This window comes from Tabrizicola sp., assembly GCF_030373185.1.
Classification (GTDB): Bacteria; Pseudomonadota; Alphaproteobacteria; order Rhodobacterales; family Rhodobacteraceae; genus Tabrizicola.
The window spans coordinates 430,559-454,604 of the sequence record NZ_JAUCZH010000001.1 but is presented as its reverse complement, the minus strand read 5'-3'; the positions used below and the strand labels follow the sequence as shown (position 1 = coordinate 454,604).

Annotated in this window: 18 protein-coding genes; 4 read left to right on the top strand and 14 right to left on the bottom strand. The window is 62.8% G+C overall.

Annotated features, from left to right (window positions below; all coding sequences use genetic code 11):
• Positions 1 to 63: 63 nt before the first annotated feature.
• Positions 64 to 1,881 carry a translational GTPase TypA gene (gene typA, locus QUV21_RS02190; protein ID WP_300852880.1) on the top strand — a complete coding sequence of 606 codons (1,818 nt, stop codon included), beginning with the start codon at positions 64 to 66 and terminating at the stop codon, positions 1,879 to 1,881.
• Positions 1,882 to 1,953: 72 nt separating this feature from the next.
• Here the strand turns inward: typA and QUV21_RS02185 are convergent, their stop codons facing one another.
• From QUV21_RS02185 to recA, 4 genes are all read right to left on the bottom strand, one after another.
• Positions 1,954 to 2,748, bottom strand: a complete 795-nt coding sequence (locus tag QUV21_RS02185) for a class II glutamine amidotransferase (protein ID WP_300852879.1) — start codon at positions 2,746 to 2,748, stop codon at positions 1,954 to 1,956.
• A 70-nt stretch (positions 2,749 to 2,818) separates the two neighbouring features.
• The gene (locus QUV21_RS02180) at positions 2,819 to 3,109 is read right to left on the bottom strand and encodes a DUF1330 domain-containing protein (RefSeq protein WP_300852877.1); all 291 of its coding nucleotides are present in this window, start codon (positions 3,107 to 3,109) and stop codon (positions 2,819 to 2,821) included.
• Positions 3,110 to 3,112: 3 nt separating this feature from the next.
• Complete coding sequence (gene alaS / locus QUV21_RS02175) at positions 3,113 to 5,767, bottom strand: alanine--tRNA ligase (protein ID WP_300852875.1); 2,655 nt, start codon at positions 5,765 to 5,767, stop codon at positions 3,113 to 3,115.
• Positions 5,768 to 5,912: 145 nt separating this feature from the next.
• Positions 5,913 to 6,986 carry a recombinase RecA gene (gene recA, locus QUV21_RS02170; protein ID WP_300852873.1) on the bottom strand — a complete coding sequence of 358 codons (1,074 nt, stop codon included), beginning with the start codon at positions 6,984 to 6,986 and terminating at the stop codon, positions 5,913 to 5,915.
• A 205-nt stretch (positions 6,987 to 7,191) separates the two neighbouring features.
• Here recA and QUV21_RS02165 point away from each other — a divergent pair, with 205 nt between their 5' ends.
• Both QUV21_RS02165 and QUV21_RS02160 read left to right on the top strand, forming a co-directional pair.
• A complete protein-coding gene (locus QUV21_RS02165; RefSeq protein ID WP_300852871.1) occupies positions 7,192 to 7,782 on the top strand; it encodes a hypothetical protein in 591 nt (196 codons plus the stop codon).
• Between the two features lie 121 nt (positions 7,783 to 7,903).
• A complete protein-coding gene (locus QUV21_RS02160; RefSeq protein WP_300852869.1) occupies positions 7,904 to 8,461 on the top strand; it encodes a YSC84-related protein in 558 nt (185 codons plus the stop codon).
• Between the two features lie 56 nt (positions 8,462 to 8,517).
• Here QUV21_RS02160 and QUV21_RS02155 read toward each other — a convergent pair whose 3' ends face one another.
• Positions 8,518 to 9,381 carry an NAD(P)-dependent oxidoreductase gene (locus QUV21_RS02155; protein ID WP_300852867.1) on the bottom strand — a complete coding sequence of 288 codons (864 nt, stop codon included), beginning with the start codon at positions 9,379 to 9,381 and terminating at the stop codon, positions 8,518 to 8,520.
• Between the two features lie 127 nt (positions 9,382 to 9,508).
• Here QUV21_RS02155 and QUV21_RS02150 point away from each other — a divergent pair, with 127 nt between their 5' ends.
• On the top strand, positions 9,509 to 11,971 hold the full coding sequence (locus tag QUV21_RS02150) for a penicillin acylase family protein (RefSeq protein WP_300852866.1): 2,463 nt from the start codon (positions 9,509 to 9,511) through the stop codon (positions 11,969 to 11,971).
• Positions 11,972 to 12,040: 69 nt separating this feature from the next.
• On the opposite strand, the gene hflX is transcribed toward QUV21_RS02150, so the two are convergent.
• The 9 genes from hflX to dusB all read right to left on the bottom strand — a co-directional run bounded on the left by hflX (position 12,041) and on the right by dusB (position 23,977).
• Positions 12,041 to 13,348 (bottom strand): GTPase HflX, encoded by a 1,308-nt coding sequence (gene hflX / locus QUV21_RS02145; protein WP_300853473.1) that lies wholly within the window; start codon positions 13,346 to 13,348, stop codon positions 12,041 to 12,043.
• 32 nt (positions 13,349 to 13,380) lie between these two features.
• Positions 13,381 to 13,614, bottom strand: coding sequence for an RNA chaperone Hfq (hfq, locus tag QUV21_RS02140; protein ID WP_300852864.1), 234 nt, complete (start codon positions 13,612 to 13,614; stop codon positions 13,381 to 13,383).
• Positions 13,615 to 13,786: 172 nt separating this feature from the next.
• The gene (locus tag QUV21_RS02135; RefSeq protein WP_300852862.1) at positions 13,787 to 15,301 is read right to left on the bottom strand and encodes a potassium transporter TrkG; all 1,515 of its coding nucleotides are present in this window, start codon (positions 15,299 to 15,301) and stop codon (positions 13,787 to 13,789) included.
• On the bottom strand, positions 15,301 to 16,677 hold the full coding sequence (gene trkA / locus QUV21_RS02130; RefSeq protein WP_300852861.1) for a Trk system potassium transporter TrkA: 1,377 nt from the start codon (positions 16,675 to 16,677) through the stop codon (positions 15,301 to 15,303). Before trkA ends, QUV21_RS02135 begins: the two co-directional genes overlap by 1 nt.
• Positions 16,678 to 16,761: 84 nt before the next feature.
• A complete protein-coding gene (locus QUV21_RS02125; RefSeq protein ID WP_300852859.1) occupies positions 16,762 to 18,156 on the bottom strand; it encodes a sigma-54 dependent transcriptional regulator in 1,395 nt (464 codons plus the stop codon).
• Between the two features lie 4 nt (positions 18,157 to 18,160).
• Positions 18,161 to 20,431: a PAS domain-containing sensor histidine kinase gene (locus QUV21_RS02120; RefSeq protein WP_300852857.1), complete on the bottom strand. Its 2,271-nt coding sequence runs from the start codon at positions 20,429 to 20,431 to the stop codon at positions 18,161 to 18,163.
• Positions 20,432 to 20,529: 98 nt separating this feature from the next.
• A complete protein-coding gene (locus tag QUV21_RS02115; RefSeq protein ID WP_300852855.1) occupies positions 20,530 to 21,906 on the bottom strand; it encodes a response regulator in 1,377 nt (458 codons plus the stop codon).
• Positions 21,906 to 23,003, bottom strand: a complete 1,098-nt coding sequence (locus QUV21_RS02110) for an ATP-binding protein (RefSeq protein ID WP_300852853.1) — start codon at positions 23,001 to 23,003, stop codon at positions 21,906 to 21,908. Before QUV21_RS02110 ends, QUV21_RS02115 begins: the two co-directional genes overlap by 1 nt.
• The gene (gene dusB / locus QUV21_RS02105) at positions 23,000 to 23,977 is read right to left on the bottom strand and encodes a tRNA dihydrouridine synthase DusB (RefSeq protein WP_300852851.1); all 978 of its coding nucleotides are present in this window, start codon (positions 23,975 to 23,977) and stop codon (positions 23,000 to 23,002) included. The genes QUV21_RS02110 and dusB overlap by 4 nt, the downstream gene beginning before the upstream one ends.
• Positions 23,978 to 24,046: the final 69 nt, after the last annotated feature.

Genomic DNA, 24,046 nt, shown 5'->3' with positions numbered 1-24,046 from the left:
GGTCTTTCCCCGTCCCTTGCGCTATCGCCGCCGCAAAACCGCATAACGAAAGAGATCTCTCCGATGGAGCTTCGCAACATCGCCATCATCGCGCATGTCGACCATGGCAAGACAACGCTGGTGGATGAACTGCTGAAGCAGTCGGGCGCCTTCCGTGACAATCAGGCCGTTTCCGAACGCGCGATGGACAGCAATGACATCGAACGCGAACGCGGGATCACGATCCTTGCCAAATGCACCAGTGTCGAATGGCACAACACCCGGATCAACATCGTTGACACCCCCGGCCACGCTGACTTTGGCGGCGAGGTGGAGCGGATCCTGTCGATGGTTGACGGCGTCTGCCTTCTTGTCGATGCAGCCGAAGGCCCGATGCCGCAGACCAAATTCGTGCTGGCCAAGGCGCTGGCCCTGGGTCTGCGGCCGATCGTGGTGCTGAACAAGGTCGACAAGCCCGACGCCGAACCCGACCGCGCCCTGAACGAGGTCTTTGACCTTTTCGCCAACCTTGGGGCAGATGACGATCAGCTTGATTTTCCGCATGTCTATGCCTCGGGCCGGTCGGGCTGGGCCGACAATGACCTTGACGGCCCGCGCAAGGATCTGTCCGCCCTCTTCGATCTGATCGTGCGCCACGTTCCGGCGCCCAAAGTCCTGGCGCGGGTGGACGAGCCCTTCTCGATGCTGGCGACCACCCTGTCGGCCGACCCCTACCTTGGCCGCATCCTGACCGGCCGTGTCGAAACCGGCCGCATCAGCACCGGCGCCACGCTGAAGGCGCTCAGCCGCACCGGCGACCGGCTGGAGCAGTTCCGCGTGACCAAGATCCTCGCCTTCCGTGGCTTGACCCAGACTGCGATTGATGAGGCGGTCGCGGGCGACATCGTCACGCTGGCCGGCATGACCAAGGCCACAGTGGCCGATACCCTTTGCGCGCTTGAGGTGGACAGCGCCCTTCCCGCCCAGCCGATCGACCCGCCGACGATCACCGTGACCTTCGGCATCAACGACTCGCCCCTTGCCGGTCGCGATGGGTCCAAGGTGCAGTCGCGGGTCATTCGCGAACGGCTGATGAAGGAATCCGAGGTCAACGTCGCGATCAAGGTTGCAGACACCCCCGGCGGTGATGCTTTCGAAGTGTCCGGTCGCGGCGAACTTCAGATGGGCGTGCTGATCGAAAACATGCGCCGCGAGGGGTTTGAACTTTCCATCTCGCGCCCGCGCGTGATCTTCCAGGAGATCGACGGGGTCCGCAACGAGCCGATCGAGGAAGTGACCATCGACGTTGACGACGAATACTCGGGTGCGGTCATCGACAAGCTGACCGGTGAGCGGAAGGGCGATCTGGTCGAGATGAAACCGGCCGGCGTCGGCAAGACCCGGATCATCGCGCATGTGCCGTCACGCGGATTGATCGGCTATCAGGGCCAGTTCCTGACCGACACGCGCGGCACAGGCGTTCTGAACCGGATCTTCCACGGCTGGACCCCGCATAAAGGCCCGATCCAGGGCCGTCGTCAGGGCGTCCTGATCTCGACCGAAGCCGGGGTTTCGGTGGCCTATGCGCTGTGGAACCTCGAAGAGCGCGGCCGCATGTTCATCGGCCCGCAGGAACAGGTCTATGTCGGCATGCTGATCGGCGAACACAGCCGGGAAAATGACCTTGAGGTCAACCCACTGAAGGGCAAGAAGCTGACCAACGTCCGCGCCTCTGGCACGGATGAAGCGGTGCGTCTGACCCCGCATATCAAGATGAGCCTTGAAGAGGCGATTGCCTATATCGACGACGATGAGCTGGTCGAGGTCACGCCCAAGGTCATCCGCCTGCGCAAGCGCATCCTTGATCCGCATGAACGCAAGCGCCAGTCGCGCAAGGACTGACATCCGGGCGAAGCCGGGAATTTCAGCTGGAATTCCCGGCTTTTCGCTGCCGGGGCCTCTGTCCCGGCGCGTTCAGGCGACGGCGGCAAGGCGGCAAGGCAGGAACGCTTCCACCCGCACGTCCGCGCCGTCGAAGGTGCAAAAGCTGTAGGGTGGCACTTCGTCCCAGCCACCCTCGCCCGCCTCCAGCGGTTCAGACACCACGGCGCGGCCCTGCCGCGTATCCGACCAGCGATGATAAAGCGATGGCGCAGCATCATCTGTCGCATAGCGCACCGCGTAAAGGCGCTGGCCGTCCGACAGGGCGGCCGTCATCCGCAGGTGCGGCCCCTGCCCCTTTTCCCGCGCCAGCCGGATGAACCGCGCCGCCGCCCGTTCCAGCGCGCCGCGGGGATCGTCAGCCAGATCTTCGGCAAGGGCCACCAGAAACAGCGCCTCGCTGTCGGTGGCCCCCTTGCGGTGGGGATAAAGCCCTTCCGGGATCATCATGTCGGCGTCGCGGCGAAAGCTGTCATAGCCGCCGACCTGACCGTTGTGCATGAAGCTCCACCGGCCATGGGTAAAGGGGTGGCAGTTGTTGCGGCTGGTCGCGGTGCCGGTCGAAGCGCGGACATGGGCGAGGAACAGATGCGATTGCACCTGCGCGGTCAGGCTGCGCAGGTTGGGGTCTGACCAGGCAGGCAGCACGTCGCGAAACAACCCCGGCTCAGGCTTTGCCCCATACCACGCGATTCCGAACCCGTCGGCATTGATTGCCGTGTGGCACTGGGTGGCGCAATGGCTTTGATGGATCAGCGAATGCCCGGGGCGGCTGATGATTTCGTCCAGAAAGATCGGCGCCCCGATATAGGCTGCCCAACGGCACATCAGATCGGCCCCTTCCCGACCCACCGGGCAAGAAGATCTTTCGTCGAGAAATCCTTGGCCGCGCGTAGGTTCATTCGATCTCCTCGACCACCATCAGGTCACGCAAACTGGCACCCTTGGCATGGGCAAGCGCCGCCTGATACGCTGGCGAATTGTAGCAGTCCACCGCCGCCTCAAGCGACGGAAAGCGTGCCACCACGTTGCGGGTGCGGTCATTGCCCTCAAGCTGCACATAGCGGCCACCCCGGGCGAGGAAGACTCCGCCATGGGCTGCGATGGCGGGGCCGGCTTCCTTGGCATAGCGGCCGTAAGCCTCGGCGTCCGTCACATGGACATGGGCAATCCAGAGTGCGGTCGGCATAGCTCAGGCCCCCATCGCGGCTTCGGCCGCCTTGATCGCCGCATCGGCCAGCGCGATATCCGCCCCACCCGCCTGCGCCATGTCCGGCCGGCCACCGCCGCCCTTGCCGCCCATCGCCTCGGCTGCTGCCTTGACCAGCGTCACGGCGGAAAGTCTGTCGGTGAGGTCCGAAGTCACACCCGCCGCAACGGCAGGCTTGCCGCCCGTGTCGGCAATCAGAAGGACCGCGCCCGACCCAAGCCGGGATTTCATCTCGTCGATCAGCGCCGGCAGATCCTTACCCGACACACCAGTCAGAACCTGAGCCAAGAACTTGATACCGTTGATTTCCCTGGCATCCGGCCCTTCGGCCTTGCCGCCCATCGCCAGCTCGCGCCGAAGCTGGGCCACCTCATTCAGCAAGGCTTTGCGTTCGTCAAAAAGCGCGCGGATCCTGTCCCCAAGCTCTGCCGCCGGGGCCTTGATGATGGTCGCAATGTCATTCAGCCGCGCGTCCTGCTGGCGCAGATGGTCCAGCGCTGCCTGCCCGGTCAGCGCCTCGACCCGCCGAACACCGGCACTGGAGGCACTGTCGCCCAGAAGAACCATCGCCCCGATATCGCCAGTGCGCGCGACATGGGTGCCGCCGCAAAGTTCAAGGCTGTAGGTCTTGCCGTCCGCCCCCTTGCCCGAGCCTTCCAGCACTCCCATCGATACTACCCGCACTTCATCGCCGTATTTCTCGCCAAACAGCGCCTGCGCCCCGATTGCGCGGGCATCATCCGGGGTCATGATCCGGGTTTCGACCGGGGCATTCTGGCGGATGTAGGCGTTGACCTCGGCCTCGATCACCGAAAGATCCGATGCGGGAATGGCCTGCGAATGGCTGAAGTCGAACCGCAGCCGATCAGCCGCGTTAAGGCTGCCACGCTGGGCCACATGGTCGCCAAGCCGGCGGCGCAGCGCCTCATGCAGCAGGTGCGTGGCCGAGTGATTGGCCCGGATCTGCGCGCGGCGACTGTGGCTGACCTCCAGCTTGGCGGGCTGACCTTTCAGAAGATCGCCCTCCAACACCTTGGCGATATGGATGAAAACCCCGGCGGCCTTCTTCACATCGGTCACTTCCGCCAACCCGGTCGCGGTACGGATCAAACCGGCATCGCCCACCTGACCGCCGCTTTCGGCATAAAACGGGGTCTGGTTGACGACGACCTGCACCGTCTCACCTGTGCGGGCCGCGCCGATCCCGGCACCGTCCTGCACAAGGGCGGTAATCACGCCTTCCGCCGTTTCGGTGTCATAGCCAAGGAATTCGGTCACGCCATGTTCTTCGGCAAGATCGAACCAGACCCGCGCATCCCCCGCAGCCCCGGTTCCAACCCAGGCGGCGCGGGCCTTGGACTTCTGTTCCTGCATGGCATGGTCGAAACCCTGCACGTCCACCTCACGGCCCTTTTCGCGCAGCGCGTCCTGCGTCAGATCCAGCGGGAAACCGTAGGTATCATAAAGCTTGAACGCCGCCGCCCCAGGCAGCGCCCCGCCTTCCGGCAGGCGGGCAAGTTCGTCATCCAGAAGCTTCAGACCACGGTCGAGTGTTTGCTTGAACCGGGTTTCTTCCAGCCGCAGGGTTTCTTCGATCAAGGATTGCGCGCGGCCAAGTTCGGGGTAAGCCGCCCCCATGCCGCGCACCAGAGCCGGCACAAGGCGGTGCATCACCGGGTCGTGGCTGCCCAGCATATGCGCATGGCGCATCGCGCGGCGCATGATCCGGCGCAGGACATAGCCACGACCCTCGTTAGACGGCATTACCCCGTCGGCAATCAGGAAAGAGGTGGACCGCAGGTGGTCGGCAATCACCCGGTGATGCGTCTTGCCGGGGCCGTCCGGGTCCGAACTGGTGGCGTGGGCCGATGCCTCGATCAGGCTGCGCATCAGGTCGGTGTCGTAGTTGTCGTGCTTGCCTTGCAACAGCGCGCCAATCCGTTCCAGCCCCATGCCGGTGTCGATGGACTGCATCTCCAGCGGGATCAGGCGGCCGTCGGCGAACTGCTCGTTCTGCATGAAGACGTTGTTCCAGATCTCGATGAACCGGTCGCCGTCTTCTTCGGCGCTTCCCGGGGGGCCGCCCCAGATGTGCTCGCCGTGGTCATAGAAGATCTCGGTGCAGGGGCCGCAAGGGCCGGTCGGCCCCATGCGCCAGAAATTGTCATCGCTGGCGATGCGGATGATACGATGCTCGGGCAATCCGGCGACCTTCTTCCAGATCGCGGCGGCCTCGTCATCGGTGTGGTAGACGGTGACCAGAAGCTTGTCGCGGTTCAGCCCGAAGTCCTTGGTCAGAAGCTCCCAGGCAAAGGCGATGGCGTCATCCTTGAAATAGTCGCCAAAGCTGAAATTTCCCAGCATTTCAAAGAAGGTATGATGGCGCGCGGTGTAGCCGACGTTATCAAGGTCGTTGTGCTTGCCCCCGGCGCGGACGCATTTCTGGGCGGTGGTCGCGCGCTTGTAATCGCGGGTCTCGACCCCGGTGAACAGGTTCTTGAACTGCACCATGCCCGAGTTGGTGAACATCAGCGTCGGGTCGTTGCGCGGCACCAGGGGCGAGCTTTCAACGACGGTGTGGCCATTGCGCTTGAAGAAATCGAGGTAGGTGGAGCGGATGTCGTTCAATGACGCCATGACGGGCCCTTCCGGAAGGCAAAACAGCGGTTCCGCCACCGTTTAGCCCCCCGCGCGGGGGCTGTCCACCTTGCGGGCCTTGCGTCTGGAAAAAAGGCCGGAAGCGGGGCTTCCGGCCTTTGGATTCCGGGGTCAGCGAACTTGATTAGCCGTCGACCAGATCGTCATTCTCCGGCCCGCCGGCAATGTTGAAATCGAGCCCGTTGGCGGCGCGGATCTTGTCTTCCAGTTCCATCGCGATGGCGGGATTCTGCCGCAGGAACAGCTTCGCGTTCTCGCGCCCCTGACCGATGCGTTCATCGCCGTAAGAGTACCAGGAGCCGGATTTTTCAACCACGCCCGCCTTGACGCCGATATCAACCAGTTCCCCGGTCTTGGAGATGCCTTCGCCATACATGATGTCGAACTCAACCTGCTTGAAGGGTGGGGCTACCTTGTTCTTGACCACCTTCACGCGGGTCGTGTTGCCGACCACATCATCCTTTTCCTTGATCGCGCCGGTGCGGCGGATATCCAGACGGACCGAGGCGTAGAATTTCAGCGCATTGCCGCCAGTCGTGGTTTCGGGGCTGCCAAACATCACGCCGATCTTCATGCGGATCTGGTTGATGAAGATCACCATGCAGTTCGACCGGCCAATCGAGGCGGTCAACTTGCGCATGGCCTGGCTCATCAAACGGGCCTGGCTGCCCATCTGCATGTCGCCCATGTCACCTTCAATCTCGGCCTTTGGCACCAGGGCCGCGACCGAATCGACCACCACAAGGCTGACAGCACCAGAACGCACCAGCGTATCGACAATCTCCAGCGCCTGTTCGCCGGTGTCGGGCTGCGAAATCAGCAGCTCGTCAAGGTTCACGCCCAGCTTCTTGGCATATTGCGGGTCAAGCGCGTGTTCGGCGTCGACAAAGGCGCAGACGCCGCCTTTTTTCTGTTCCTCAGCCACGACATGCAGGGTCAGCGTGGTCTTGCCCGAGGATTCCGGCCCGTAAATCTCGATGATCCGGCCCTTGGGCAGGCCACCGATCCCCAGCGCGATATCAAGACCCAGCGAACCGGTCGAGGTGGCCTCGATATCCATCGCCGGGCTGTCAGCCCCCAGCCGCATGATCGAGCCCTTGCCGAACTGGCGTTCAATCTGCGCCAGCGCGCTTTCCAGAGCCTTTGCCTTGTCCATGTCACGCTTCCCGTTGAGGTCGAGCAGGTTTGCCACCGCCATCTTGTCGCTCCTTATTTCACAGCCACCCGCAGGCAGCAATCCTGACCAATGTTCCCCAAGTGTTCCGCCCCTTATGGGACCATAACCAAGAACATTTCAACCAAATTCTGACAATCCAATCTTTTGCGTACTTTGGTTAAGAGATAGTTTACGCCAGCCGACCAAACCGGTCCAAAACGGGATCAGATCAAAATGAGGAGCGCCGATGCTGGTGTTTTGGGATCAAAGGCTGGCCTTTCTGGCTACTCCAAAGACGGGGTCAACGGCGATTGCCGCAGCGCTCGAATCGCTGGCGGCGGTGTCGATCCAGCGCCCGCCCCTCTTGAAGCACACCACCGTCCACCGTTACCGCCGCTTCATCGGGCCGTATCTGGAGGCGGCCTCAAAGGGTGAATTCACCGTCGTCGCACTGATGCGTGAGCCGCGCGACTGGCTGGGATCGTGGTATCGCTACCGCCAGCGCGAGGATATCGACCCGGCCAGAAGCACCCGCGGACTTAGCTTTGACGAATTTGTCCTTGCGTGGTGCAAGGATCCGCGACCGGACTATGCCGATATCGGCAGTCAGGAGCGCTTCCTGCGACCACGGCAAGGCGTGGGGGTGGACCGGCTGTTCCGCTATGAGGAAATCGACCGCTTCGTCGAGTTTCTGGAGGGCCGGCTGAATTGTGAGGTGATCCTGCCCCGGCTCAACGTGTCACCAACCGGCACTACCGAGCTTTCGGCAACGACCGAAGCACTGATGCGAGAGGTGGCGGCACCTGACTATGCGATGTACGAAACGCTTTTGCCATAGCGTCGGGTGTCAGCACGTGACCGCCGATCTTGTGGGAAAGGCATGACAACGCAGCGGAATGGCGCTAGATTTGGTAAAATGGGGCTGAAGACCCCGCAGAGGCAAGCAAAGGGGCAGGAAGATGATTGGCAACAGGATGACACGGCGCGGGATGGTGCTGGGTGCGGGCGCACTGGCGCTGGCTGGGTGCAACAACGGCATCGGCTCCAACGGGGCGTCGCAGATCGACGCGCGGGTCGACGCGACGCAAGGCTTCCTGTTCAGCCGCTATCCCGGCACACAGGACCTGGCGAACCGCGCGGCAGGTGTGCTTTACATGCCTCTTGTCACCGAAGCCGGTTTCGGGATCGGCGGATCCTTCGGGCGTGGCGCGCTGCGCATTCAGGGTGTCACGGTAGATTACTATTCGGCCACGAAAGGCTCCATCGGGATTCAGATCGGGGCTCAGCAATATGCCCATGCGCTGTTTTTCATGACCGCCGAGGCGCTGGAGCAGTTCCGCCGGTCAAACGGCTGGGCTGCGGGGGCGGATTTGCGCTATGCCATCCCCGAACAGGGGGCCAGCATCGGCAAGGAGACAACCGAGCTGGAGCCGGTGATCGCCTTGGTCTTCGGCCAGCAGGGCCTGATTGCCGGGGCAACGCTGAGCGGGATCAAATACACCCGGATCATTCCGTAAACCTCAGGCGCCGCCCAGGATTTTTCGTTGAAAAATCCTGGGCTTGCCGGCCGTTCCTATTTCAGGCGGCGGATCAGGCTGGAAGTGTCGTTCCGCCCCCCGCCCATCAGTTGCACATCCTTGTAGAACTGGTCCACCAGCGCCGTGACCGGCAGGCGCGCACCGATTTCCTCGGCAGCGGCAAGGCAGATGCCAAGATCCTTGCGCATCCAGTCCACCGCAAAGCCGAAATCGAACTCATCTTTCAGCATGGTCTTGTAGCGGTTGACCATCTGCCAGCTGCCAGCGGCCCCCTGAGAAATGACCTCGACCACCTTCTCGCCGTCCAGACCTGCCTTCTGGCCAAAGGCCAAGGCCTCGGACAGGCCCTGCATCAGGCCTGCGATGCAGATCTGGTTGACCATCTTGGCCAGTTGCCCCGCCCCTGTCGGCCCGATCAGGCGGCAAATGCGGGCGTAGGCGGCCAGAACCGGTTCGGCCCGGGCATAGTCGTCGGGATCGCCGCCGCACATGATGGAAAGCTGGCCGTTTTCGGCCCCCGCCTGCCCCCCAGACACCGGCGCATCGACAAAGGCGATTCCAGTCGTTGCGGCCTGGGTGGCCAGCTTTCGGGTAATCTGCGCGGACACAGTCGTATGATCGACGAACACCGATCCCGGCGTCATGCCGGCGAAGGCCCCGTCCGGCCCAAGACAGACCGCGCGCAGGTCGTCGTCATTGCCCACGCAGGCCATCACGAATTCAGCGCCCTTGGCCGCTTCGCGCGGGGTGGCGGCGGATTTGCCCTTATGCAGTGCAACCCATGCTTCGGCCTTGGCCGGGCTGCGATTATAGACCGCCACCTCATGCCCTTTGGTGGCCAGATGCCCGGCCATGGGAAACCCCATGACACCAAGGCCAAGAAACGCGACTTTCGCCATCTTCGATTCCCCGATGATTGCCCTTTAGCGGCTGATCGACTAGGAACCGATCCCAATCCCGCCGTCAAGAACTGGCCCCACGCCAGGGCCTGGACCGGCCATACCGCACCCGGAGAAAGCGCCCCCGATGCTGACTGCCTTCCGCTGGCTGATCCGCCTTGTGACCGGAGCAATCGTGCTGGGCCTGCTTGGCCTCTTTCTGGCTTATTACATCCTGTCGCGATCACTGGTCGATTACGACGAGGACTTCACGCTGCGTGGCATCAGCGCGCCGGTCGAGATCATCCGCAACAACGACAATGTGCCACATATTTTCGGCCAGACCGACGCCGACGTCTATTTTGCACTTGGCTTTGCCCATGCGCAGGACCGCCTTTGGCAGATGACGATGCTGCGCCGCACCGCGCAGGGGCGGCTGTCCGAAGTCTTTGGCACCACGACGATCAAGGTCGATGAACTTCTGCGTCGTCTGGACCTTTACGGGCTGGCGCTGCAATCGGTAGAGGCGCAGGACGCCGAAACCATTGCCGCCTTGCAAGCCTACTCGTCAGGTGTGAATGCCTGGATCAACCAGATCAACGCCGGCGCGCGCGGGCGTGGCGCACCGGAATTCTTCCTGTTCTCCAACGAAATCGCGGCGTGGGCTCCGGCCGATTCCATCGCGATCCTGAAATTGATGGCGCTGCAACTGTCCGGCTCTGTCCAGACCGAGGTGCTGCGGGCGCGGGTGTCGCTGCTTTTGTCCGGAGATCGACTGGCCGACATCCTGCCGGACGACCCGGGTCAGGGGGTGGCCTCTCTACCGGACTATTCAACGCTGGTGCCGGGGACAAACCCATACACAGCGCCGGTTGACTTCGCACTTGGCCCGTTCTCGCCCGTGGCGGCACCCGGCAAGGCGGGGGCATCGAACGCATGGGCGGCCCTGCCCGGCCGGTCGGCGGCGGGGGGCAGTCTTCTGGCCAATGATCCGCATCTGGGGCTGACCGCCCCGACGATCTGGTATCTGGCGCGCCTTGAACTGCAATCGGGCGGTGTGATCGGCGGCACGATCCCCGGCGTGCCTGCGGTGCTGGTTGGCCGGTCGGAACGTCTGGGCTGGGGGCTGACCACGGCCTATCTCGACGATCAGGACGTGCTGATCGAAGAACTGAACCCCGACAACACCGAAGAATACCGCACCCCCGACGGCTGGGAGCGGTTTCAAAGCCGCCAGTCGATCATCACGGTCAAGGATGCGGCCCCGGTGACGCTGACCTTGCGCTGGTCGCGGCATGGGCCGATCCTGCCCGGCACGCATTACGACCTTGGCACGATCACGCCCTCTGGCCATGTGGCGGCACTGAGCTGGACGGCGCTGAGCGGGGCCGACACCTCGATGACGGCGGCGCTGCGCATGATGCCGGCCGACGGCATCCCGGCCGCGCTGGAAGCGGGGCGGCTGGTGGTCGCCCCGGCGCAGAACCTGATGCTGGCGGACCAGACCGGGATCGCCCTGCAACTGGTGGGGGCAATGCCCGCGCGTGATCCGGCGCACCCGTCGCAGGGCCGGCTGCCCGTGCTGGGGGCGGACCCGGCCGCAGGGTTCAAGGGCATGCTGCCCTACGACACTAACCCGCGCTTTCTGAACCCGACTTCGGGCCTTCTGGGCAACTCCAACAACAAGACCATCGACCGCCCCTTCCCGGAGCATGTCAGCTTTGACTGGGGCGATACCCAGCGCATCCAGCGCTGGCTGACCCTGATGCAGGCGCGCGAGGTGCATACCCGGGAAAGTTTCATCGAAGCGCAACTGGATACGGTCAACCCCACCGCCCGCGCCCTCTTGCCGTTGATCGGGGCTGACCTGTGGTTCACTGGCGAGGCCGCACCCGAAGGCACGCCGGAACGGCTGCGGCAAAAGGCACTGGCGCTTCTGGCCGAATGGAACGGCGAGATGAACGAACATCTGCCCGAACCACTGATCGCCGAAGCATGGATGCGCGCCCTGATGGACCGGCTGATCCGTGACGAGTTGGGTGCCATGGCCGACAGTTTCACCCATATCTCGCCCGTCTTTCTGGAACGGGTCTATCGCAACGTGGACGGCGCTTCGGTCTGGTGCGATGTGATCCAGTCGGCGGCGGTCGAAACCTGCGCCGACCTGTCACGGATCGCGCTGGACGAAGCGCTGTTGCGGCTGGCCGAGAAATACGGCCCGAACATCGAAAGCTGGCGTTGGGGCGACGCGCATCTGGCAACCCATGACCACCCGGTTCTGGGCGAGGTGCCGTTCCTGAGGCATTTCGTGAACATCCGCCAATCGACCAGCGGCGGCGATGATACCCTGATGCGGGGGGTCACGCGCGGAACCGGGGCCGAGCCGTTCCAGAACGTCCACTCCGCCGGATATCGCGGAGTCTATGACTTTGCCGACCCCGACAGTTCGGTCTTCATCACCGCCACCGGCCAATCCGGCCATCCACTGAGCCGCCACTATGACGATCTGGGCGAGTTGTGGCGGCGCGGCGAATATGTGCCGATGAGCCTTGACCCCGACCTTGCCCGCGCGGCGGCGGCAGGGGTGATGATATTGACACCTGCCGATTAGGACCGTCTGACAGACTCAGCATCTGCCCAGCCCAGTCCATATTCTCGGGGAGCGATCGGGAACAGGGCGTCAACTTGCCTGAAATTGGCGCCATCGGCTTTGCTGCCGCGCTGTCCAGCGCACGGTGATCCGCCATCCATCTTCGCCCTCGGTCTCATTCTGAATGACATTCTGGTCATGCAGCCAGGCGCGACGGCGGCCCTGGTCGAACGGGATGGTCAGGACAGCCTCGTTGCGGTCTTCGTCCAGTGTGGCCGAAATCATCGCCAGAAGCGGATCCACCCCCTCGCCGGTCAGGGCAGAGACCGGCAGGACCATGGGCCGTTGCGACGCCTGCGCCGTCAGCGCGCCGCGTTGCGAGGCATCGACAAGGTCGAGCTTGTTCCAGACCTCGATGATCGGGGTTTCTTCCTTCACCCCGAGCGAGCCGAGAATGTCGGCCACGTCAGCCGCCTGCTCCATGGTCTCGGGGTGGGAAATATCGCGGACATGGAGGATGAGATCGGCCGAGAGCACCTCTTCCAGCGTGGCGCGGAATGCGGCCACAAGCTGGGTCGGCAGGTCAGAAATGAAGCCCACGGTGTCTGACAGGATGATCTTGGCACCGGACGGCAGGGCCACGCCGCGCATGGTCGGATCAAGCGTGGCAAAGAGCATGTCCTTGGCCATGACATCGGCCCCGGTGATCCGATTGAACAACGTGGACTTCCCGGCGTTGGTATAGCCGACCAGCGCCACGATCGGAAATGGCACCTTGCGGCGGGCCGCGCGGTGCAACTCTCGCGTCTTGACCACCTGTTCCAACTGGCGCTTCAGGCGGATCACCTGATCGTCAATCGCGCGACGGTCCGCCTCCAACTGGGTTTCACCCGGTCCGCCGACAAAGCCGAAACCGCCGCGCTGGCGTTCAAGGTGGGTCCAGGCGCGCACCAGTCGAGTGCGCTGGTAGCTGAGCGCCGCAAGTTCCACCTGCAAGACACCTTCCCGGGTGCGGGCGCGGTCGGCAAAGATTTCCAGGATCAGACTGGTCCGATCCAGAAGCTTGACCCCCCATTCCTTTTCAAGATTCCGCTGCTGGACCGGCGAAACCGTGCCATCTATCAGAACAAGGTCAATCGCGTCCGCCTTGAAACGGTTCTTCAACTCGGCAACCTTGCCCGACCCGAGCAGGGTTCCCGGATGAGCGCGCGCAAGACGCACCACCTCACCACCGCAGATTTCAAGTTCCGGCAGGGCTGCGGCAAGGGCCAGCGCTTCGCCAAGGCCATGTTCCGGCAGACGGCGGGCCGAGGCGGACTTCAGCGCCGGGTGCAGCACATAGGCCCGTGTCGGCCGCGCAGCAGTATCGCGCAGGCGCTGGCCTGCCCGTTCCGACAAGAGGTCGTCGGACTCTTCTGGCTCGACGGGGATCAATCTTCCCCTTCGTAGAGGCTGATCGGCGCGCCGGGCATGATGGTGGAAATCGCGTGCTTGTAGACAAGCTGCGACTGCCCGTCGCGGCGCAGAAGCACGCAGAAGTTGTCAAACCAGGTAATGACCCCCTGAAGCTTGACACCGTTGATCAGGAATATCGTCACCGGAACCTTTGCTTTCCGAACATGGTTCAGGAAGGCGTCTTGCAGATTTTGCTTGTCGGAGGCCATTGTTCTTTTGCCTTGTTTTTCTATCGCTTCACTGTCGCGTCTTCGTTGTTCTATAGAAAGCCCGGACGACACCACCCCGGACGGCCTGCTTTAAGTATGAAGCGGCTTCAAGGGAGATTCCAGCGCAAAAATCAGCCTGTTACGCACAGGCTTTCATGCCCGGGCGCACCCGTTAACTGCGGCCCCGGACCGGCAGCACCAACGCCAGCAATGCCAGCGTCTCAAGCCGGCCGACAATCATCGCCAGACCAAGTGTCAATTTGACAGGATCGGACAGCGCGCTGAATGCAATCGGGGCGGCGGCACCAAGTTCTGACAACTGGCCCGTGGTCGTCAGGGCCGAAATGGCAAGCACAAGTGCGGGCTCGAACCCAACACCCAACAGTGCAAGCGTGGCCACCAGAATGGCGATGGTGAAGGCAAACAGCATGAAGAACACCCAGGCAAGCTGCGCCCCTTCGCGGCGCAGCCTGCGCACTTCACCCCCGCCACCGCCGACCGAGCTTGGGTGGATGATGCGCTCCAGTTCGCGTTCCCCATGTCGCAGCAAGGCATAGACCCGCAGAAGTTTCACCCCGCCCGCTGTCGTGGCTGTTCCGCCGCCGATCATCGCCAACCCAAGCAGGATAAGTCCTGGCGTCCCGATTCCGGACCACTGGGCTGCGCCTTGCCATTCGCCGGAAACATAGCCGGTTGTGGTCAGGAAGGACGCAGCGGTAAAGACAATCCCCCACAAGGAAGCCAGCGCCCGGGTGCCAAGATCGGCAACACCGGCGGCGTCGGCAATGAACCAGTGGCGCAGGAACAGAATCGCCGTCACAGCCGACAGGATTACCGCAGCAAGGCGAAGCTCGGGGTCATCAAGCAGCCTATTACGCCGTGTCGGGCCAAGCCCGGGCATGGCGCGACGGGTTATGGCGAACAGCAGAAAGGCAAACATCAACATCTCGCCCGGGATCCCCGCATCAGATGACGCAAGGCCGGATTGCCCTGATATGCCAGAGGTGGACAATATTCCCATGGCGTGAATCAGCGCCGTGGTGGCGGTCTCGCCCGCGATCAGCAGGCCAAGCCAGAGCGCAAAGGTCAGAAGCGAAAAGATTGGAAAGATCTGGAGCGCAATCCGGGTCAGACGTTCGGAAGGCTCGGCAGTCCGGGTGATCTGCGCTGTACCCGCAGCGCCACGCCCCGGGACGCGGCCGGTTGCCACCTCGACCCCGCCAAGGTTCAGCGGCGCAAGGATGGCATAGGCTGCCATCAGGGTCAGGAAACCACCATACCAGCCAACCGTCGCCCGCCAAAGATGGATCGTGTCCGACAGGCGGTCAGGCGCATAGACGCTGGCCCCTGTGGTGGTGAAGCTGGAAATCATCTCGAACCAGGCATTTACCAGCGTCGTATCCGGCAACGCCTCGCGCATGGGCAGGATCATTGCTACGGGAAGCAGCAGAAACGCTACCGCCAGGGCGGCAAGATGGCTGCGGGCCGGATCACGCGGGCTGAAAGCGGCAGTGGCAATCCCAAGCATCACCGTCAGAATCAGCAGGATCAACGCAGAATAGAAAAATGCCCGCGCAAGGTCGTGTTGGTTCATTGCCAGACCATGCAATGCGGGAATCAGGGTGAGGCACCCGGTCACCCCCAGCAGGATGACCAGAAGCGGCGCCTCTGCCAGCCGTGCAAGCATCAGAAGAAGTCGATCGAGACCTGCAAGAGGCGTTCGACCTCTGGCACGTCGCTGCTCATGGCAAAAAGGGCGATCACGTCACCGGGCTCCACCCGAAGATCGCCCGTGGGTTTCAGGACTTTCTCGCCCTTCATCACCGCACCGACCAGCACGCCTTCCGGAAATTCGATATCGCGGACCAGACGCCCGGCAAGGGGCGACGTGGACAGAACCTGTGCCTCGATCATCTCGGCCTCGGCGTCACCGATGGAATAGACGGCACGCACCCGCCCATGGCGGATGTGGCGCAGGATCGACGAAACGGTGGTCGCGCGCGGGTTGATATAGGCGTCGATATCCAAAGGCGCCATCAAGGGCGCAAGGGTCGGGTCGTTGACCAGGGCGATGGTCATGTGACAGCCCGCCTGTTTGGCCCGGACCGAGACCAGGAGGTTGGTCTTGTCATCATCGGTCACCGCAAGCACGGCATCTGCCCGGTCAATCGCAGCTTCCATCAGAAGATCGATGTCCATTCCGTCGCCATTCAGAACGATGGTGCGTTCCAGCGAGTCTGCCGCATGTTCGGCGGTGGCACGGTTCTTTTCGATGATCTTTGCCCGGATCCGGTCGGTGCGCTTTTCCAGCGCCATGGCCACGGCAAGACCCACGTTACCACCACCGATGATGACGACCCGTTCCTGCTTTTTGGTTTTCTTGCCAAAGATTTCCAGCGCGCGGTTCACGTCCTCGATATGGGTGAAGACATAGATCTGGTCGTCGGCATAAAGCTGGTCGCCGGGATCGGGCGCGAAAAGCCGGTCGTCGCGGCGGATGCCCACCACAATGGCGCGCAGGGTGGAAAACAGCTCGTTCAACTGGCGCAGGGGCGTGTTCAGCACCGGGCAATCTTCGGTCAACTGGATGCCCAGAAGCTGCGCCCGGCCGCCCATGAAACTTTCGGTGTCAAAGGTCGCAGGCGCGGCAAGGCGTTGCAGCGCGGCCTCGGCGACCTCGCGTTCGGGGCTGATTACCACGTCAATGGCCAGCCGGTCCTGATTGGTCAGATCACCGTAAAGCGCATCGAGGTAATTCTGCGCCCTGATGCGGGCGATCTTGCGTGTGATGTTGAACACCGAATGGGCCACCTGACAGGTGACCATGTTCACCTCGTCGGAGTGGGTGGCGGCGATCAGCATGTCAGCATCGCGCGCGCCGGCTTTTTCCAGCACGTCGGGATGGCTGGCAAATCCGACGACGCCTTGTACGTCCAGCGTATCGGTCGCCCGGCGCACAAGGTCTGCGTTCATGTCGACAAGAGTGACGTCGTTCTTTTCACCGGACAGGTGACGGGCGATCTGCCAGCCAACCTGACCCGCCCCGCAGATGATGACCTTCATCAGATTCTCCGCGACCCGCCGTCGTTGCCTGAATGTCAGATCAGGCCGGAAGGGTCAACCGCTGCCCCCGGAGGTCACCCTGCCCTATTCCTCGTATTCCCCGAAGCCGCGCCCGCCACTGCGGGAATTTCCGACTACGCCCAATGACTTGAGCTTGCGGTGCAGGGCTGAACGTTCCATCCCGACGAAACTTGCCGTGCGGCTGATATTGCCGCCAAAGCGGTTGATCTGGGTCACAAGATACTCACGTTCGAAAAGTTCACGCGCTTCGCGCAAGGGCAAGGCGGCGATTGCTCCTGTCAGGGGCAGGCCCGGCTCTGCCTCGGATTTGGGTTCGGCCCCGGGCAATTCCTGCGCCTCGATCGGGCCAGAGGTTTCACCAAGGATCAGCACCCGTTCGACCACATTGCGCAACTGGCGGATGTTGCCGGGCCAGGGCATCGTCTGAAGTGTCGTTTCGGCCTCAGGGGTCAGGCTGCGAGCCGGCAGGCCTTGGGTCTTGTGGAACCAATCGATGAAATGGCGGGCAAGCTCGGGAATATCCTCACGCCGGTCCGCAAGGGGCGGAACCGGGATCGGCACCACATTCAAGCGGTCATAAAGTTCCTGCCGGAAGCGGCCCAACCCGATTTCCGCCCGAAGGTCGCGGCAGGTCGATGAGATGACGCGCAGGTCCACCCGCACCTTGTCAGTGCCGCCCGCGCGGGTGAACTGCTGTTCGGTCAGCACCCGCAGGATCTTGCCTTGCGTGCCAAGCGGCATGTCGGCAACCTCGTCGAAATAGACGACACCGCCATGCGCCTGTTCCAAAAGGCCCGGTTCCACGCCGCGTTCGGGGGTTTCGCGGCCAAAAAGCACCTCTTCCATCCGGTCCGGCTCGATCGACGCGGAGGACACGGTGATGAACGGTGCCGTAGCGCGGTTCGAATTGGTATGGATATAGCGTGCCGCCATTTCCTTACCCGTGCCGGGTTCCCCGGTCAGCATGACCCGCCCGTTCGATTTCGTGACCTTGTCGAGGTTGGATTTCAGCGTCTTGAACGCCATGGAGGCCCCAAGCATCTCGGCCGAGGCGACATCGCGGCGGCGCAGCTCCTGATTTTCGCGGCGCAGACGGCTGGTTTCCATCGCGCGAGAGACGACGACCATCAACTGATCAATGTTGAACGGCTTTTCGATGAAGTCATAGGCCCCTTGCTTGATCGCGGCGACCGCAATTTCAATGTTTCCATGCCCAGAGATAATCACCACCGGAACATCAGGATTGTCGCGCTTTACCGTCTTCAGGATGTCGATTCCGTCCATCCGGCTGTCCTTGAGCCAGATATCAAGGATCATCAGCGCCGGGGGCTCGGCGTTGATCTCGGCCATGCAGTCATCGGAATTGGCGGCCAGGCGCACGGCGTAACCTTCGTCGCCCAGAATGTCGCCGATGAGTTCGCGGATATCCTGTTCATCGTCTACGATCAGAATGCTCATCTTCTCAACCTCCCTGCCCCTGGACAACTTCCTGGGGGACATGCGTTCGTGGCCGGCGCCGGGTGGCGCGCGGCAATCTGATTTCGGCCATGGCGCCTGGACGGGTGCCTCCGTCCGATGGTGGAGCATCCAGCAACGCCAGTGTGCCGCCATGTTCCTCGATGATCTTCTTGACGATCGGCAGGCCCAGCCCGGTGCCTTTGTCACGCGTGGTGACATAGGGTTCGAACAGGCGGGCGCGGTCTGGTGGCAAGCCGGTGCCATTGTCGATGATGCGGATCACGGCCGCTGTGTCATCCACCGAAAGGCTGACATGGATTTCGGGAACATGACCCGACGGAGCGCCTTTTTCCTGCAAGGTCTCAATGGCTTCGCCGGCGTTCTTGATCAGGTTCGTCAAGGCCTGCCCGATCATCGTGGCGTCCAGTTCCATCAGCACAGGCCCCGCCGCGATGTCCTTTACGAAACGCACCCCGGGTTGGCCATTTTCCTGCAACAAAACCGAAGCACGCACCAGTTCGGTCAGATCACATTCACGCCGGTCAGGTTCCGGCATGCGGGCGAACTTGGAGAACTCGTCCACGATCCGGCGCAGGTCATTGGTCTGACGCACGATCACATCGGTATATTGTTCAAGGTCTTCGGGGTCTTTCACCTGAGCCCCGAACTTGCGCTTGATACGTTCGGCCGAAAGCTGGATCGGGGTCAGCGGGTTCTTGATCTCATGCGCGATGCGGCGGGCCACGTCGCCCCAAGCAGCCATGCGCTGCGCTGACACAAGTTCCGTCACATCATCAAAGGCGACGACATAGCCTTCCAGATTTCCGGCATCGTTGCGGCGTACGCTCATGCGGACCAGAAGGCTTTCCAGCTTTCCCTTGCGGGTCAGCCGCACCTCTTCCTGGACCGCGCTGCCGCTGCCTTCGCGCAAACGGTCAAACAGCGGCGCAAATTCCGGCACGGCGGCGGCAAGCGGCATGTCGGTCCGGCCATCGGCAAAATCCAGGAGCCGTTCGGCGGCGCGGTTCACAAAATCGATGTCCCCGTCGCTGTCCAGACCAATGACGCCCGCCGTCACGTTCGACAGCACGGAATCGAACAGGCGGCGGCGGCGTTCGGTCTGACTGTGGCTGTCCATCAGAGCTTCGCGCTGGCCTTTTAGCTGCCGGGTCATCTGGTTGAACAGCCGGCCGAGCGAGGCGATTTCGTCGTCGCCATCCTCTTCGGTCACCTGCACGTCAAGATCGCCCCCGCCCACCCGTTCCGCCGCCCCCGCCAGACGGCCCACGGGGCGCGACAGGCGTTCGGCGAACCACAGGCCCAGCCAGACTGCAGCAAGGATCAAAATCAGCGCGAAGCCAAGGTAGATCAGGCCGAAGTTGAACAACAGGCGCCCACGTTCGCTTTCCAGCTGGTTATAAAGCTGGACGGTTTCCTGCGTTTCGTCGAGCAGCGACAGGATCGTGCCGTCAACCGCGCGGGTGACGTAAAGATACCGGTCTGGAAAGGCATCAAGGTAAACCAGCGCGCGGAATTCATTATTGGGCCAATCCGGGATCAGGACCGTATTGCCCGTGCGGGCGCTGTCAAGCTGAGCGGGTGTCAGTGACTCGAAGCCAAACAGATAGGACCGTTCGCCACGGGTCTTCAGATCGCCGTCACCATCGACCAGATAGGCTTCTTTCAACCCGCGCTGAATGACCGACTGTCCTTGCGACAGCAGCGGGCGCAACTGGTCATCGCGCAGGAATACCGTCTGGCGCTTGGCCCGGTTGAGGTAACTTGCCAAGGCCAGGGCATCACTGGCCAGATCGTCACGCTGCACCGCCTCATAGGCCTGCGCAGCCGACAAGGAGGAACCTACGACATTGCGCACCCGGTCCGAAAACCAGCCTTCAAGCCCGATGTTGATGGACAGGACGGCAAACACCGCGACAAGCACGGTCGGCACCAGTGCAATCAGCATGAAGACGCCAGAAAGCCGCATGTGCAGCCGGGAACCGGCGGATCGGGACCGGCGATCCGCTATCAGCCGCGCAACACGGGCCAGAACCAGCGCTGCGATGAAAAGGACATAGACAAGATCGGAAAGCAGGATCAGCCGCAGGACTGGCGAGGCGGCATCCTGATTGAACGGCCCCATGGCAAGAAAAGTCGCCACGGCAAGCACCGGCCCAAGAAAGACCAGCCCCAGCGTGACGGCCGTTTGCACACGCTTTTGACGGCGCAGGCGCGAAAATCGCGCCCAAACGTCGCTTTGAATTGCGCGATCCAACCTGACCTGCCCGTTAAAAGGGGCCTTTGCCCCACATGGCCACTATATCTTGATGTGAGCCGGGGTGGAACAAAAAAGGCACGGGTTCTGTGGCTGAGTTACATCAATTTCCGGCGACGGGTGACACGAATGTCCAGATCAGTGATCTTCTTGCGCAGGGTATTGCGGTTGATCCCCAACAGGTCAGCGCATTTCGCCTGATTTCCGGCGGTTGCGTCCAGTGCGATCTCGATAAGCGGCAGTTCCACCTCACGCAGGATACGCTGATAGACGCCCGCGGGCGGCAGTTGCCCGCCATGCAGGTCAAAGTAGCGCTTGAGATGCCGCGCAACCGAGGCGGACAGCTTTTCTCCCTCGCCCATCGCCACGCCCATCCCGGCACGCGGTTCGGGGCTGGGCTGATTGCCAAGAACCTGTTCGATTTCGGCCCGCGCGATCTCGGATTCCGAAGCGGTCACGAGAAGGCGGCGGATGGTGTTTTCCAGTTGACGCACGTTGCCGGGCCAGCTGTAGGCACGCACCAGATCCCCGGCCTCGGGCGACAGACGGCGGACTGCACCAAGGTCACGTTCGCCGCGCGCAAGGAAATGCTCGGCCAAAAGCGGGATATCATCGACCCGTTCACGCAAGGACGGCACATGCAGCGTCACCCCGCCCAGCCGGTAGTAAAGATCCGACCGGAAACTGCCGCTTTCCATCCGGGCGGAAAGGTCGAGTTGGCTGGTCGACATGATCCGGGGCGCGTTGTCGCCCAGAAGGTCAAGCATCCGCACGACACGAGCCTGCGTATCATCGTCAAAGTCGCCCACTTCATCAAACACGATGGACCCGCCGCGCGCCTTGGCCATCAGCGCCGAGGGGCCGTCGACCCCTTGCAGGTCCGCCGCCTGCGCCACCACGAATGGCAGCGTGCGCCGGTCGGAAAAATCATGGATCGCGCGGGCGATCAGCGATTTTCCGGTGCCGCTTTCGCCCGTGATCAGCACCGAAAGATCGGTGTTCATAACCCGCGCCACCAGCCGGTAAAGCGCCTGCATCGCGGGCGTGCGGCCCACCAGGGGCAGATCGTCGCCCGCATCTCGGGGCGCAACCACAACCTTCGGCGCACGGCGTTTCTGGTCCAGCGCCTTTGAAGACCGCTTCATCAGGTCGGGAAGGTCGAACGGTTTGGGCAGATAGTCGAAGGCTTCCGCCTCGGCGGCCTGAATGGCCGTCATGATGGTGTTTTGCGCCGAAATCACGATCACCGGCAGACCGGGTCGCATCTTGGCAATGCGCGGCAGGGCATCAAGACCGTTCCCGTCCGGCATGATCACATCCGAGATCACCAGATCGCCCTTGCCTTCCTCGACCCAGCGCATCAGCGTCATCAGGCTGGACGTTGCATGAACCTTGCAGCCCGCGCGGGTAAGCGCCTGCGTCAGAACCGTGCGGATCGTGCGGTCGTCATCGGCTACAAGGACGGTGCCATCCATTATTTGCCTTCCTTCTTCCTGTCGCGCGGCGCCATTGGCAGCGACACGCGAAATACGGTGCGACCGGGAACGGAATCGACCGAGATCCACCCCTCATGGTCGGAGATGATTTTCGAGACGAGCGCGAGCCCCAGCCCGGTGCCATTCTCACGGCCCGAAACGAACGGCTCGAAGATCGAGGCGGCGATTTCCGGCTTGATGCCGGGGCCATCGTCGATGATCTCGATCTGCAACGGCAGCGCGGCAGAGGCGCCGTCCTTGCGGCGCAAGCGCAACGAAAGGTCGTAGAACGTGTGAAGCCGGATCGTGCCACCGGCCTTGCAGGCCTCGGCCGCGTTCTTGATCAGGTTCAGGAACACCTGCATCAGCTGGTCGCTGTCGGCAAAGGTGGGCGGAAGGGACGGGTCGTAATCTTCCACGATTGCCATATGCGCGGCAAAGCCGACCAGCGCGGATTTGCGGGCGCGGTCCAGCGCATCGTGGATGTTGGCTGGCTTGCGGTCCGGCGGGCGGATGTTGCCGAACTGTTCGACCTGTTCCAACAGTTTGACGATCCGGCGGGTTTCCTCGACGATCAGGTCGGTCATCTCCTGATCTTCGGGCGGCAGGTTCATCGACAAAAGCTGCGCCGCGCCGGAAATTCCGGCCAGAGGGTTCTTGATCTCATGCGCCAGCATTTCGGCCATGCCGATAGCGGACCGCGCAGCGGACTTCACGCCCATCGACCGGCCCAGACGATCAGCGATGTCGCGGGGCGAAAGGATCAGCATCACCACATCGGGGTTGTCGTGCATGGGCGCAAGGTGGATCGTGCATTGCACGGGCGGGCGTTCGCCGGTGGTCACGTCCACATCATTGATGTTCAGCGGTGACTGGTTGGCGCGGGCGCGGGCAAGCGCTTCCTCCATCGGCGCGTCGATCGCAAGGCGGTCAAAGGCAGGCTGGCCACGCAAGGCCCGGTCCGAGGTGTTGAGGAAGGTTTCCGCCGCAGGGTTCACCTCCAGAATCCGGGCGTCAGAGTCCAGCAGCAGCGCCGGCAGCGGCAAGGACGCCCAGACGACGCCCGGCACCGGATATGGCATCCGGTAGGGCGTCATGCGGCCAGCTCCAACTCGGCGAAGGCAAGCTGCAACAACCGAATGACCTCGGCCGGGTCGGTCGAGGTCAGGATCGCTTCGCGCGCATGGGGAAGACCGGCTTCCTCCAGATACCAGCCAAGGTGCTTGCGCGCCATCCGCAGGCCAAGGTCGCGGCCGTAAAAGCCGAGCATGTCATCGTAATGGTCAAGGATCATCCGCGCCCGCGCGCCGCCTTCGGGAACCTTGGGGGCGGGTGTGCCATAAACCTCATGCGCCACTTCGGCCAGCCGCCACGGCGCGCCTTGCGCACCGCGCCCGATCATCACGCCATCCGCACCGGACAGGCGCAACGCTTCCGCTGCCGTCCTGCCATCAGTGATGTCGCCATTGGCGATGACCGGGATCGACACCGCGTCCTTGACCGCACGGATCGCCGTCCAGTTGGCGGCGCCCTTGTAGAACTGACAGCGGGTACGGCCGTGAATGGTGATCATCTGCACGCCCGCATCTTCGGCGCGGCGTGCAAGATCGGGGGCGTTCAGCAAGGCGTCGTCCCACCCAAGCCGGGTCTTCAGCGTGACCGGCACCTTGACCGCAGCCACCACCGCCTCGATCAGCTTTTGCGCAAGGTCAAGGTCGCGCAGCAGCGCCGAACCGCAAAGCCCGGTCGTCACCCGCTTGGAGGGGCAACCCATGTTGATGTCGATGATCCGCGCGCCCTGCGCTTCGACATAACGCGCGCCTTCGGCCATCCAGTAAGGATCACGCCCGGCAAGCTGGACTGCGGTCGCCTGTTCACCCAGCCCAAGCTCCGCCCTTGCGCGGGCTTCGGGCCTGGCGCGCACGACTTCCTCGCTGGCGACCATCTCACTGACCACCAGCCCGGCACCGAACCGGGCGACCAGCCGCCGGAACGGCAGATCCGTGATCCCTGCAAGCGGCGCAAGGAAGACGGGGTGGTCGATCTGCTCAGAGCCGAGGGCGAAGGGCAATTGCCTAATCCTTGTGCGTATACCCCCTAGCTAGTGCCACGCGGGCAAAGCTCCAAGGCCAGCCACGGC